The organism is Dysgonomonas sp., from assembly GCF_035323175.1.
Classification (GTDB): domain Bacteria; phylum Bacteroidota; class Bacteroidia; order Bacteroidales; family Dysgonomonadaceae; genus Dysgonomonas.
Genome location: NZ_DAOKYH010000002.1, coordinates 192,011 through 205,880, shown reverse-complemented (window position 1 = coordinate 205,880; position 13,870 = coordinate 192,011). Strand labels below are relative to the sequence as shown.

At 36.9% G+C, this 13,870-nt stretch carries 7 protein-coding genes; 5 read left to right on the top strand and 2 right to left on the bottom strand.

Annotated elements, in window-relative coordinates; translation table 11 throughout:
* The first annotated feature begins 249 nt into the window (after positions 1–249).
* The 4 genes from PKC55_RS03965 to PKC55_RS03950 all read left to right on the top strand — a co-directional run bounded on the left by PKC55_RS03965 (position 250) and on the right by PKC55_RS03950 (position 8,402).
* The gene (locus tag PKC55_RS03965) at positions 250–3,321 is read left to right on the top strand and encodes a SusC/RagA family TonB-linked outer membrane protein (protein ID WP_291124130.1); all 3,072 of its coding nucleotides are present in this window, start codon (positions 250–252) and stop codon (positions 3,319–3,321) included.
* Positions 3,322–3,332: 11 nt separating this feature from the next.
* Positions 3,333–4,925, top strand: a complete 1,593-nt coding sequence (locus tag PKC55_RS03960; RefSeq protein WP_291124132.1) for a RagB/SusD family nutrient uptake outer membrane protein — start codon at positions 3,333–3,335, stop codon at positions 4,923–4,925.
* 31 nt (positions 4,926–4,956) lie between these two features.
* A complete protein-coding gene (locus PKC55_RS03955; RefSeq protein ID WP_135103932.1) occupies positions 4,957–6,012 on the top strand; it encodes a SusF/SusE family carbohydrate-binding protein in 1,056 nt (351 codons plus the stop codon).
* 173 nt (positions 6,013–6,185) lie between these two features.
* Entirely contained in the window at positions 6,186–8,402 is a 2,217-nt protein-coding gene (locus PKC55_RS03950) for a glycoside hydrolase family 97 protein (protein WP_291124134.1), read from the top strand.
* Positions 8,403–8,506: 104 nt separating this feature from the next.
* On the opposite strand, the gene PKC55_RS03945 is transcribed toward PKC55_RS03950, so the two are convergent.
* A complete protein-coding gene (locus PKC55_RS03945) occupies positions 8,507–9,790 on the bottom strand; it encodes an L-cysteine desulfidase family protein (RefSeq protein WP_291124155.1) in 1,284 nt (427 codons plus the stop codon).
* A gap of 477 nt (positions 9,791–10,267) precedes the next feature.
* On the opposite strand from PKC55_RS03945, the gene PKC55_RS03940 reads away from it, so the two are divergent.
* On the top strand, positions 10,268–11,215 hold the full coding sequence (locus PKC55_RS03940; protein WP_291124136.1) for a diacylglycerol/lipid kinase family protein: 948 nt from the start codon (positions 10,268–10,270) through the stop codon (positions 11,213–11,215).
* 2 nt (positions 11,216–11,217) lie between these two features.
* Here PKC55_RS03940 and PKC55_RS03935 read toward each other — a convergent pair whose 3' ends face one another.
* On the bottom strand, positions 11,218–13,776 hold the full coding sequence (locus PKC55_RS03935; RefSeq protein WP_324371954.1) for a DUF5686 and carboxypeptidase-like regulatory domain-containing protein: 2,559 nt from the start codon (positions 13,774–13,776) through the stop codon (positions 11,218–11,220).
* Positions 13,777–13,870: the final 94 nt, after the last annotated feature.

Below are 13,870 nucleotides of genomic sequence, written 5' to 3'. Positions count from 1 at the left end.
ATATTTGTACTATAATCCTAAAATGTCATGAAAATACAAGTGTTTCTAATGTTAAATCTAAACCAAGATTTATTTAAAAATATACAAAATATAACATTTGTCTCTTCTGTCCTCTATTCAAAATTCAGGGTTGATCAGAATTTTATTGAATACGAATAGTATGTTATGCACGATAGAATATATAAACCGATTATATAGAAATAAGTAATAAACTAATCAATATTAATGTTAATCTTAATATTATTTCGCATGAAAAGAAAGATTAAGAACAGATGTTTAAATGTATTCCTACTATTTATGTTAGGAATATTGGTGTCAACATCAAATATTTTTGCGCAAGGCGGAAATATCACAGTTAAAGGTAATGTGAAGGACAATAACGGAGAACCTATCATTAGTGGTAGTGTTGTTGTTAAGGGTACAACCATAGGTACTGTAACTGATGTTGATGGTAATTATGCAATCAATGTACCTTCTAACGGTACGTTAGTGTTCACTTACGTAGGATTCAAATCACAAGAAGTTTCTGTAGCCGGAAAATCTACAATTAATGTCACATTGGAGGAAGATACCGAAATGTTGAAAGAAGTTGTAGTAATCGGATATGGTAGTGTGAAGAAAGAAGACCTTAGTGGGTCAATCGTTGCAATCAAGGCAGAAGAGATAAACAAAGGAGCAATAACATCACCGCAGCAAATGCTACAAGGTAAGGTTTCCGGTTTGTTTGTGCAGCCGGGGAATGGTGCTCCAGGTTCGGGTTCTACAATTCGTATTCGTAGTGGTGCATCATTAAGTGCAAGTAATGATCCTTTGATCGTTATTGATGGTATTCCTACATCGAATGATGCTGCTCCAGGAACTCCAAATGCTTTAGCTACAATCAATCCGAATGATATTGAATCATTCACAGTGTTGAAAGATGCTTCTGCTACAGCGATCTTTGGTTCAAGGGCATCAAACGGTGTAATTATTATTACAACAAAAAAAGGAAGCCAATCTAAAGGAGTGAAAATCTCTTATAGTAGCACATATAGTTTTAATGACCCTTATAAGAAAATTAAAACGATGAATGCTCAAGAATTCCGTGATGTAATTTCTACTTATTATCCTAAAGGAACAGATGCAGGAGATAATGCTCAAGAACTGTTGAATAAATATCCAGATCAATCGACAAACTGGCAAGATGAAATCTTCCGTACAGCCTTTAGTACAGACCATAACTTGGGATTTAGCGGAAAAGCAGGAATATTGCCATACCGGGTGTCAGTGGGTTATACAAATGAAGATGGGACATTGCAAACCTCAAATTATGAGCGTTTTACGGGAAGTATTAGCTTGAGTCCGAAGTTTCTTAATGATCATTTGAGTGTAAATATTAATGTTAAAGGAACAATAAATAATAATAGATATGCAGATTCCGGAGCAGTAGGTGCTGCAGCTTTTTATGATCCGACAAAACCAATTTATGATGAAAATGGATATCATGGTTATTGGAATCACATGCAAGGAACTGAACCGAACAAGTTAGCTCCTGTCAATCCATTGGCATTGTTATATGATGTCGACAACTCCGGAAAAACTAAACGCAGTTTAGGAAATATTCAGTTTGATTATAAATTCCACTTCTTACCTGAACTACGTGCTAATTTAAATCTGGGTTATGATATTGCTACTTCTACAGGTAATAACGGACCTTCAGCAGGGTCATACCAAGCAGCGAAAGATTCGGACCTGCCGAATATAGGAAGATATACATCTTGGGATAATTTGCGCCGAAATCAATTGTTAGACTTTTATCTGAACTATAATAAGTATTTTGAGTCGATAAAGAGTAATGTTGATATAATGGGTGGTTATTCTTATCAACATTTTTATAAATCAGATTTTGATAAAACGTTCTCTAATTCAACAAAATCTATTGGAACTATAAATGGATTTGAATACAATGAATCTACTAGTCAATATGTTTGGACAGCTAGTCGAAAAATCCCTTCTGAAAACTATTTGATATCATTCTTCGGTAGGTTGAACTATAACTTCATGGATCGCTATTTATTGACAGCAACTTTGCGTGATGATGGTTCTTCTCGTTTCAGTAAAGATAATCGTTGGGGTTTATTCCCATCTGCAGCATTTGCTTGGACAATTTCTAAGGAACCATTTATGCACGGTAAAATTGATGCATTATCTAATTTGAAATTGCGTGTAGGATATGGGGTTACAGGTCAACAAGATATAGGTAAGGATTATGCTTATATTCCATCTTATATTTTTGGAACAAATCCGAATGGAACATATTTAGGGTCGGGTCTACTAAAACCTGATGGATATAATCCAAATCTAAAATGGGAGCAAACTGCTACGACAAACTTTGGTATTGATTTTGGATTTTTGAATAATCGTATTAATGGTAGCATCGAATATTATCAAAAGAAGACAAAAGATTTGCTTAATACAATAGATTCTCCTGCAGGAACTAACTTCTCTAATGTAATTGTGGCTAACGTTGGTACAATGAAAAATGATGGAGTTGAGTTTAATATCAATGCTGTAGCTATAGAAACTAACGATTTTTCATGGGATCTAGGTTATAATATTACGTGGAATAAGAGTGAGATTACTAAGTTGACCGCATCTTACAATCCTGATTATCCGGGTATACAAATCGGAGACCCTGGTTATGGAACAGGACTTCGCACACAAAAACATCAAACAGGATATGCTCCTAATACTTTCTGGTTATATCAGCAGGTTTATGGAGAAGATGGAAAGCCTCTTCAAAATGTATTTGTAGATCGTAATAAAGATGGACAAATTACAGAGGCCGATCGTTACCTGACAGGAAAGAGCCCTATGCCAAAGGTATTTATGGGATTTAGTTCAACATTCAGATATAAAGATTTTGATTTAGGATTTAATTTACGTGCTAATTTAGGTAATTATGTATATAATGCTTTTGCTGCACAAAATTCAACGCCATTGACTTTCAACAATCAAGGATTCCTTTCTAATATTTATACAGGAGTGTATGAAACCGGATTTACTCATAAGAATGGAACAGAGCAGCAGCTGTCTGATTACTTCCTAGAGAATGCATCGTTCCTAAAATTGGATAATCTGACATTTGGCTATAGTTTCAAAAATATATTGTTTAATAAACTATCCGGACGTGTGAGTTTTTCTGTTCAGAATGTATTTACTATCACCAATTATAGTGGAATTGATCCTGAAAGCTCTAATAATAAAGATTATCTTGGCATTGATAGGAATATATGGCCACGTCCAAGAACCTATACATTTGGTTTAAATCTTAACTTTTAATTGACATGAAAATGAAAGCAAAATATTTATTGACATTATTTAGCGGATTAGCGTTGACTTTAAGCTCTTGTTTGGGAGACTTAGATGTACAGCCGTTGGATGAGAATGTAGTGACTGGCGAAATAGCTTATTCTGATGCTGCCAGTTATACCAAAGGATTAATGAAAATATATTCAGTATGGGCTATTAGTGGACAAGATGGTGAAGGTAGTTCCGATATTGAAAATCTCGATCCGGGTAATGCTCAGTTATTGCGTTCATGGTGGAATCTGCAAGAAGTGTCTACCGATGAGTGTAAAGTAGCGTGGGCAAACGACTCATGGGTTCCAGAAATCAATAACATGACTTGGTCTAATTCTAAGAATGAATCTATAGAAGGCGTTTACCAAAGATGTATGTTTATTGTAGCATTGGCTAATGAATATCTGAAACAGGTAGGAAATGCCCCAACGGATGCTAATCCTACTCAATTGCGTGCAGAAGCTCGTTTTTGTAGAGCGTTGGCTTACTATGTGTTGATGGATCAATATGCTAGACCTCCTTTTATCACAGAGAGTAATTATTCAGTATCTCCGTCCCCATTAAGTAGAGAAGAACTCTTTGTCTGGATAGTAAAAGAATTAACAGAGATAGAAAAAGATCTTCCGGCTGCACGCCAGGGTATATATGGGCGTGCTGATCAAGGTGCTGTAAATGCTTTACTTGCACGTGCCTACCTGAATGCAGAAGTATATACAGGAAAAGCGATGTATACAGAATGTATAACAGCATGTAATAAAGTTATTGCCGGCGGATATGCATTGACTGCAGATTATTCAAACATATTTAAAGCCGATAATAACGTGGTTGCTAAAAATGAAATAATTTTCCCTATTTGTTTTGATGGGGCAGCAACTAAAACTTGGGGAGGTATGACATTCCTTATTTGTTCTTCTCGTGGTGGTGCTGAATATGTATTAGCTACTGACGGCGTTAGTTCAGGATGGGATGGAACTCGTTCAACACAAAACTTAGTGAATAAGTTTGCATTCTCAAGTAATAATAAAACTGCAGCAAATATTGTAGATAAGCGAGGCATATTCTACTCTGAGGGCCGTTCTGTGGAAATAAAAACTACACCTCTAGGAACATTTACCAGTGAGGGTTGGGCTGTATACAAATTTAAGAATGTAAAATCAAATGGAAGTTTGGCTTCTGATACTCAATTCCCTGATACAGATTTTCCTATGTTGCGTTTAGGTGATGTATATCTGATGTATGCTGAAGCGGTTCTTCGTGGAGGAGCAGGAGGTGATAAAAATACTGCTCTGGGATATGTAAACGAGCTTCGCAAACGTGGATATGGAGACGACTCAGGTGCTATTACATCTACTGAACTTACAACAGACTTTATATTGGATGAGCGTTCTCGTGAATTGTATTGGGAAGGAACTCGCCGTACAGACCTCATTCGCTATGGATTATATACATCTGGATCTTACCGCTGGCCATTCAAGGGAGGAGTATTGGAAGGTGTGGGAGTAGATAATACTCGTAACATTTTCCCAATTCCAGTAACAGATCTTTCTGTAAATGGAAATCTGACTCAAAATCCAGGATATTAAGTAATAATTGTCTTATAAATATAAAATAGATATGAAACTATTAAAATATATACCTGTTGTTTTTCTTTCTCTAATAACTTTTGCTTCGTGCGATAGTGATTTGGATAAAGTAACATATCATGAAGAAGATGCAAAAATAGGGGCTTTAAATCCAATTGCATCATCTTATGTCCTTGATGATAAAAAGGCTGATGAGGTAGTCGATACGTTTAAATGGACGAAAGCTTCATTTGGTTATGACGCTGCTATTATCTATAAATTGGAAGTTGATGTGGCTGGTAAAGATTTTGCTAATAAGAAAACTATTTCGTCTCTTATAGGAAAGACTCAAGCTGCTATAACTCATAAAGAATTGAATAATGTGTTATTAAGCCTTGATTCTATATATAATATTCCCCCAAGAACAGAAGCTACTTATGATATACGTATATCTGCAACTATTGGTGATGTTATAACTCCTTTGTATACAAATGTAGTAACCTCTAAAATTACTACCTATTTATCATATCCTAAGAATGTATATATGATAGGAGCTGATTTTGGCGGATGGAACTGGAGTGATGCCGGTATTGTAGATATGACTCCTGTTTGGGGACTTGACGGGACTTTCTGGGCGATACGATATTTTAAAGCAGCAAATGGCTTCAAATGGAATACTTCTAAAGCGTGGGATGGTTCAGACTTTTATGAATTGGATTCTAAGGAAGGATATACAACGAATGGAGGCAATGCATTTGTTCCTGCCGATGGCTTTTATATTGTTTATATGGATATGCCTAATAAAAAGATTACAATAAAAGCGGCAGAAGTCTATGGAATGGGAGACTGTTTTGGTGGATGGAGTACTGCTACATATCCATTTACCGCATCTGGCAACAAAATGTCTATAACAACTACAGGTGCAGGTGAATTAAGAATGTATGCTGGTTATCCTGCAGTTGGAGGTGATTGGTGGAAAATGGAATTTATTATTCTTAACGGAAAAATAGAATATAGAGGTAAAGGTGGTGACCAAGATAGAGTTTCTGTTGCTGCAGGCAAAAAAGTTACTCTTGATTTCAATGCCGGTACAGGTACAATAGAATAAATTAGATTGATAGAAATACTGATTAGAAGAGGTGGCTGATTTGGTCACCTTTTCTTTTTGCTATAATCTGCAAACGTTTGCAGATTATTTTGTTTGGTTTACGAGAAAAGGATTCTATCATTGAACTCTAAATGTAGTTTCTTTGTATATAGGAAAATATTTTTTTAAGAATCATGAAAAAAATCATTAGTATTTCTATTTTTATTGGCTTTTATTTAATCTTTGGAACAGTGAAAGCGCAAGAACTCAAATCACCAAATGGAAATCTTACATTAAAGTTTTATTTGCAAGGTAATGGTGTGCCAACTTATACTTTAACGTATAAGGGAAAAGATGTAATTAAGCCTAGTAAGCTGGGTTTGGAGTTGAAAGACAATAGTGACTCTCATACCGATTTCAATGACTTTTCTATAAAAGGAAATACAGACTCACAAAAAGAAGACAAGGTTTCTTTACTCGACGGATTTCAGCTTACAGATAGCAAGACCTCATCTTTTGATGAAACATGGCAGCCTGTATGGGGTGAAGTAAAAGAAATACGCAATCATTATAATGAATTAGCTGTGACGCTAAATCAGAAATCAACAGACAGGCATATCCTTATCCGTTTTCGCCTCTTTGATGATGGCTTAGGTTTTCGCTATGAATTTCCCGAGCAAAAGAATCTTATATACTTTGTTATAAAAGAAGAGCGAACTCAGTTTGCTATGGCCGGCGATCATAAAGCATTCTGGATTCCGGGCGATTATGATACACAAGAATACGATTATACGACATCGAAGTTATCAGAGATAAGAGGGCTGATGAGTAAGGCTATTACTCCTAACTCATCTCAGACGCCGTTTTCTCCAACAGGGGTACAAACTGCTTTGATGATGAAAACAAATGACGGGTTGTATATCAATTTGCATGAGGCTGCTTTGATAAACTATGCATGTATGCATCTAAATTTGGATGATAAGAACATGGTATTCGAATCTTGGTTGACACCTGATGCACAAGGCAACAAAGGATATATGCAAGCTCCATGTAACACGCCGTGGCGTACTGTAATAGTAAGTGATGATGCACGTGATGTATTGGCATCTCATATTACACTGAACTTGAATGATCCGTGTAAGATTGAAGATACATCGTGGATCAAACCTGTAAAGTATGTAGGTGTATGGTGGGAGATGATTACCGGTAAAAGCACATGGGCTTATACCGATGATGTGTACAGCGTACAGTTAGGAGTTACAGACTATTCTAAGACAAAGCCAAATGGTAAACATGGTGCAAATACAGCCCATGTGAAAGAATATATAGATTTTGCAGCAGAACATGGCTTTGATGCTGTATTGGTTGAAGGCTGGAATGTAGGCTGGGAAGATTGGTTTGGTAAATCTAAAGATTATGTTTTTGACTTTGTTACTCCATATCCAGACTTTGATGTGAAAGGATTGCATGATTATGCGAAGAACAAGGGTGTTAAAATGATGATGCATCACGAAACATCTGCTTCGGTTCGTAATTATGAGCGCCATATGGATCAGGCATATAAGTTTATGGTGGATAATGGTTATAACTCTGTAAAAAGCGGATATGTAGGAGATATTATTCCTCGTGGAGAATATCATTACGGACAATGGATGGTAAATCATTATCAATATGCACTGGAAAAAGCAGCCGATTATAAAATAATGTTGAATGCTCATGAAGCGGTTCGTCCTACAGGTTTATGTCGTACATATCCAAATCTAATAGGTAATGAGTCAGCCCGTGGTACAGAATATCAGGCATTTGGAGGTAGCAAACCGAATCATGTTACCATACTACCTTTTACCCGTTTGATTGGTGGTCCGATGGATTATACTCCGGGTATTTTCCAGATGGATGTGAGTAAAATTAATCCTGATAATCATTCGCATGTGAATAGTACATTAGCAAACCAATTGGCACTGTATGTGACGATGTATAGTCCGTTGCAAATGGCCGCCGACTTGATAGAAAATTATAAACAGCATCTTGATGCTTTCCAGTTTATAAAAGATGTAGCTATCGATTGGGACGAAAGTAAGATACTTGAAGCAGAGCCGGGAGAATATATCACAATAGTACGTAAGGCAAAAGGTTCAAATAATTGGTTTATAGGAAGTGTATGTGATGAAAACGGACGTACATCAACTATTACATTTGATTATCTCGATCCGGCAAAAACATATATTGCTACAATATATAGCGATGCAAAAGATGCTCATTATAAGACCAATCCGCAGGCATATACAATTCGAAAAGTAGTGATTTCTAATAAGTCCAAACTGTCTCAATTCTGTGCTCCGGCCGGAGGGTATGCGATAAGCATTGTTGAAGCAGGGAAGAACGATATAAAAGGTTTAAAGAAACTGTAAAAGGCAAGATACAGTTAGTTATAGGGTTTGGTTATCTAGGTTTGGGCCGCTCCATTTGGGGCGGCTCTTTTATTTCATTTATTTCAATTAATGAATCATGAGTGTTATTTGCTAGTCATTATTTTCAATACCAATTTATCTGTTTCTTGCATGCCTACGGCACCTATACTTGTCAGGTTCTCTATGGTTTTGTCCACGTCGTCATCAACAATACCCTCGAGTGAAGAAACTACTTTCTGCTCCATTGCCATAATTGCCGAAAGCACGGCTGTAGACACTCCGCTGGATATTTTCAAGGCACAGCTAGGCTTTGCTCCGTCACAGATCATTCCTGTTATATTACCAACCATGTTTTTTACGGCAAATGTTATTTGGTTGTAATCTCCTCCCATTAGATAAGTTATGCCACAACTAGCGCCCGTCGCAGCTGCAACACAGCCACATAGAGCCGATAAACGTCCTAGTTTCTGCTTTATATATACTACTGTAAGGTGGCTGAGAATTAACGCCCTTATCAGACTCTCTTCCGAGCAATTTGTATCTTCTGCATACGTCAGAACCGGCAGCGTTGCCGTAATTCCTTGATTCCCACTGCCCGAATTGCTCATTACCGGTATCATAGCACCATCCATACGTGCATCACATGCAGCGGCGGTATACGACATCATATGAGTGAGCATTGAATCTCCGAATATTTGCTTGCCCAATGCTCCTGTCATTGTTTTAGCGACATTGTGACCATAACTTCCTTGAGCCGACAGCTTCGAAGCAGTGCGGTTTAGTTCTGCCGCTTGAAGTATAAAACGAATATCTTCTATCGGAGTAGTAGTCGCAAACTCATATACTTTTGAAAAGGATAATTTTATCTCCTCTTTACTCTCTTCACAATGGTTGCTATCGCATTCGTTTATAATTACTTCGCCATTTTTAGATATATGAGAAAAGTGTGTATGTGTTCCTTTTATTATGGCTACAGCTTTTTTGTCGTTCTTAAGGCAGTGCACCTCAATATATAGATTATCGTCTATATCTTCTTTAAGCCCTATTTCTATCCGTTTTTCCTCAATATATTTTTTCCCTGTATCTACATCTTCAGGCTTCAAGTCTTTCAGCACCTGTAATCCATATTCACTTTTACCTATCAAAGCACCTAGTGCAATCGCTATGGGCAGTCCTACCATCTTTGTCCCCGGAATACCAACACCCATTGCATTTTTCAATATGTTGGCGCTCAGGTATACTTTTATCTTCTCCGGCACGGTTTCCAATACTTCAGTGGCTTTGGCTACACATAGTGAAACCGCTATAGGCTCTGTACATCCGATAGCCGGAACAACTTCTTTTTTGATTAAACTGATGATTAGACTACGTTCACATTCGTTTAGCATGCTCATTTAGCTGATTTAGGTTTTATTGAGACAAAGATACAGGTTCTTCTTTCTATTTATTGTTAAAGGCTTCATAAAAAAGGAAAAGCAAAGAAATAATTGACAATAAGTCAAACAATAGATCATGTTTTAGTTTATCAAAGATGTAACTAAAGTTATTTTTTGCAATCATCATATAAACAATTGCTTATACTCAAAAGGTGACAACCAATGGTCACAGGAGCGAAGCGTATGTAAAAGTGACAGTTTTTGATGTTATTTTATTGTGTTACTTTTTGTTTTGTATACCCAATACTATAGTAATCTATGAAAATCTTTCTTTATATATAAGATAAATTTAGAATATAACGTTATAGAGAGAACGATAATAGGATAGCATCAATAGCCATTTTAAGTGTCATATAATTCAATACTCATTTATTTTGACAGTGATAGTTAAAAGAGTATTTTTGTACGGCAAAACAGATTCATTTCATTATGGTTCAGAAGAAAAAAATATATGTAATAATCAACCCTAAATCGGGTACTTCAGCTAAGCAAAATATTCCGCATAAGATTGCTGAAGCATTTGACGCCCATAAGTTTGATGTGCATATTTTTGTTACCGGGTATCCCGGTCATGGATCAGAAATAGCCACTCAGGCAATAAAAGATAAGGCAGACTATGTGGTTGCTGTGGGGGGAGATGGTACCGTAAATGAAGTAGGGGGGGCTCTCGTAGGCTCAGATGTAGCTCTTGGTATTATACCAATGGGTTCGGGAAATGGTTTAGGTCGCGACCTGAACATCCCAACCGATCCGAAGAAAGCAATGGATATTATATTGGAAGAAAATATAATATCGATCGATTACGGAACAGTGAATGACCGCATATTCCTTTGCACTTGCGGAGTAGGGTTCGATGCTGAAGTGGCAGCTAAGGTCTCGGGCAGGAAAAATAGAGGCTCTTTGATGTATCTCAGAAATATGCTTGAAATATTTTTTCAACAAAAGCCGCAAGAGTATATAGTTACATGCCCCGAAGGAACAATAAAGGATAAAGCCTTCGTTGTTACTTGTGCTAATGCTTCGCAGTACGGATACAATGCTCATATTGCACCTCATGCCGATATACAGGACGGGTTGATGAATGTGGCGATATTGAAACCCCTTTCGATATTGGATGTGCCTCAAACTTCGGTACAATTGTTTACTAAAAAAATAGATGAGAATAGTAAGATGGTTGAGCTTTTGACCAATGAAGTTACTATTATCAGAGAGCAAGCCGGGGTGATGCACATTGACGGTGATCCGGTAGAGATGGGGAAAGAAATACATGTGAAAATAATTCCATTCGGATTGAAAGTCCTCGTTCCTAAAAAACCACAAAAGAAACACCCTCTTGATCCTCAAGAACTACTGTTGAGAGTTTTAGGTTCTATCTAACTTTAGAAGGTTAGCTCGAATGATATTCTGATTCCGTCTTTATCTACATTAGGATGGTAGAGATAGTTTACCCTTCTTACATAATCTACTCGGAAGAATTTAAAGACATTCTCAATACCAATGTTATATTCCATATAAGGGGTATTTGTGGTTGCAAACGTCTCTTGTGGAAATAACAATAAATTGTGATTAAACCGAGGGTTGTTGCGCTTACTCAAATCTCCATAGAACCCCCTGAACCCAAATACTTCTCGCCATTTCAACCATTTAAGTACAGGGACTCTATTAAATAACCAGCCTCCCAAATGGTAATATATTTCCCATGATACCTGAGCATCGTGCACAAACTCCAACGGCTCTATCAAATAATAGTTACCACGTTGGACTGTATATGAATTGTTAGCACTTGGTGTAATCAAGAATGGAAAAGGAGCTTCGCCCCACAGCTTTTCAGCCTGTGCCGATAAGGTCAGCTTTCCGTAGGGAGCTACCCACATTTGTTTGAAGAATGATAATGAAGTTCTGTTGTAATTGTATTGCCCCCCAAAAAGATTATTTACGGCCATCACATGCGATAAGGTATAAATGGTGCGTGGTGAAGTTAACGAACTTCTCTTTCGACGCATCTGGTAGAATTTTTCATTCGGTGCATAGCGTAAGGTAAGCATTGTTTCGGTGGTACGTATCCTATTTACATTGTACTTGTTCCCTTCTTCGTCCATCTTCTCAAAGAGAAGTTTTCCGGCTGCTTCTTCATCAAAAGTATGTCCGGTGAGCGTGAATGAGAATCCTCCGTAAAATTCCTTATCGTACGATATTTCAGTCTGGCGATTGTATGTCATCTTCACATTATTCGATCTGCGAAACGACATAAATATGTTATCTTTTTCGGCTTGTGTCTGTCGTTGACCAAGTGTGTTTACATCATATTTATAAGCTACCGTCAGGTTGTTTCTTGGGTATTCGTCTTTGGTATATTTTACATCGTTAAAAGCCCATGTTGCTTCGCCATAATATTTAAACTTTTCGTCTTTAGTACCATAAGCCGCATATCCGTATAAGAAGAGATGTTTATGCAGATTCTTCGTTGTATTGAGGGTCAACCTAAAACGATTCCCTTCAACAGGGTTGAAACTATACATTGTAGGGAGTCTTCCAATTTCCAGCTTTGTATCCTCCTTGTTTTTGGTGGTAGGAAAATAGCCTGTTGATAACACACTTCCGGCATTCAGTAAAACTTTAAAGAGAGCTACTTTGTTTACATCTTCCATCATCTGATCCATCCGGTAATCTTTCTTGAAATCCGGAGGGCGGTTGTTAGTCCAATATTTTTTATCTCTTTTCAGGTAGTCTTTTTCAAATGCTTCGGGAGCAGCCAAAGCAAAAACGGGATCCATCGGATTGTCTATTGCAAATCTCTCGTATGACTTTACTTTATCTACATAGAATTTTACCATGTTTATCATCGACAGGTCTATGGCCATGCGCTCTTTGTCCGGAATCCATTTGTTGTCTGCTGTTTTTTTGAAATCGAGTTGTATGATCAGTTCATCTACAAAATTAATATTCATCTTTTGGGGAGTTCTCAATATTGCTCTTTTTACAGCATACATACTATCCAGAGAAATAAATAAGTTCCCTGTAAAGCCAATATCCCGTGAATTGAACGGGGCAAAGTCGAGCTTCATATATCGGTTATGATCTATATTAACTGTGTCGGATATATACCAGCGATAGAAATTTACAGAGCTGTGATCACTTAGCGGGCTGACAAACTGTTGAAATAGTAAAGTGATTGAGTTATCTGTAATATTAATATCCTTAAAAACTTCTTTGATAATGGCATCGAGAGCTTCGGTCTCGAAAGTCTGGTCAAGACCTTCTATATGATAGCCTTTTACAATACGTTTGTTGCCTTTCGGATCTTTACGATAGAACACATCTGTTAGCTTCTCTCTTACCGATACAGGCAAAATAGGCTTTTTATCTATTAAAGATGTGTCTATATAATTAGGGAGAAATTTGTAACGTTTAAATTGCGATTGTTCAGGCTTGAACTCATTCAGAGCAATAAATGTACGCTCGTACTCTTCATACTGATAGTACTTTAATGCCAAAATACTATTGATATCTTTGTGGGCTATTACTTTCTTGATCAGTTCTACAGCTGGATTATTCTTTTTAGAATATTTTTCTTTTTGTGGCCGTACTATTACTTCTTTCAGTTGTTTGTCTTCGGGTTCTAATAGTATCTCTCTTGTGGTGGTTACACCGGGATGTATCGTGAATGATTGGCTTTTGTATCCTAACAGTGACGCCGAAACTGTCGTTCTATTTCCCCTATAGCTTAGTCTATATTCACCATCTTCGTCCGAAAATGTTACCGAAGATGTATTGTCGATCGTAACACTTACGAAAGGTAACTTTTCTTTTGTGACAGCATCTCTTACAACACCACGTACCACTGTGAGGGATTGGGCGTATGTCATGCCACAAAAACAACAGAATAAAAAGAGAAAAACTGTCTTCCTAAGTATTATATATTGTGGAGTTTTACTCATTCTTTTATTGGGGAATCACATTTGTTTTTTGTATTTAAAAATCAAGAGTAAATATCGATATTTACTCTTGATTATCAATACTAATTAGACTATG

Excerpts from the sequence above, each read along its gene's own strand:
- PKC55_RS03960 (WP_291124132.1), top strand. The coding sequence starts at position 3,333 with ATGAAAGCAAAATATTTATTGACATTATTTAGCGGATTAGCGTTGACT.
- PKC55_RS03935 (WP_324371954.1), bottom strand. The coding sequence starts at position 13,776 with ATGAGTAAAACTCCACAATATATAATACTTAGGAAGACAGTTTTTCTC.
- PKC55_RS03940 (WP_291124136.1), top strand. The coding sequence starts at position 10,268 with ATGGTTCAGAAGAAAAAAATATATGTAATAATCAACCCTAAATCGGGT.
- PKC55_RS03950 (WP_291124134.1), top strand. The coding sequence starts at position 6,186 with ATGAAAAAAATCATTAGTATTTCTATTTTTATTGGCTTTTATTTAATC.
- PKC55_RS03955 (WP_135103932.1), top strand. The coding sequence starts at position 4,957 with ATGAAACTATTAAAATATATACCTGTTGTTTTTCTTTCTCTAATAACT.
- PKC55_RS03965 (WP_291124130.1), top strand. The coding sequence starts at position 250 with ATGAAAAGAAAGATTAAGAACAGATGTTTAAATGTATTCCTACTATTT.
- PKC55_RS03945 (WP_291124155.1), bottom strand. The coding sequence starts at position 9,790 with ATGCTAAACGAATGTGAACGTAGTCTAATCATCAGTTTAATCAAAAAA.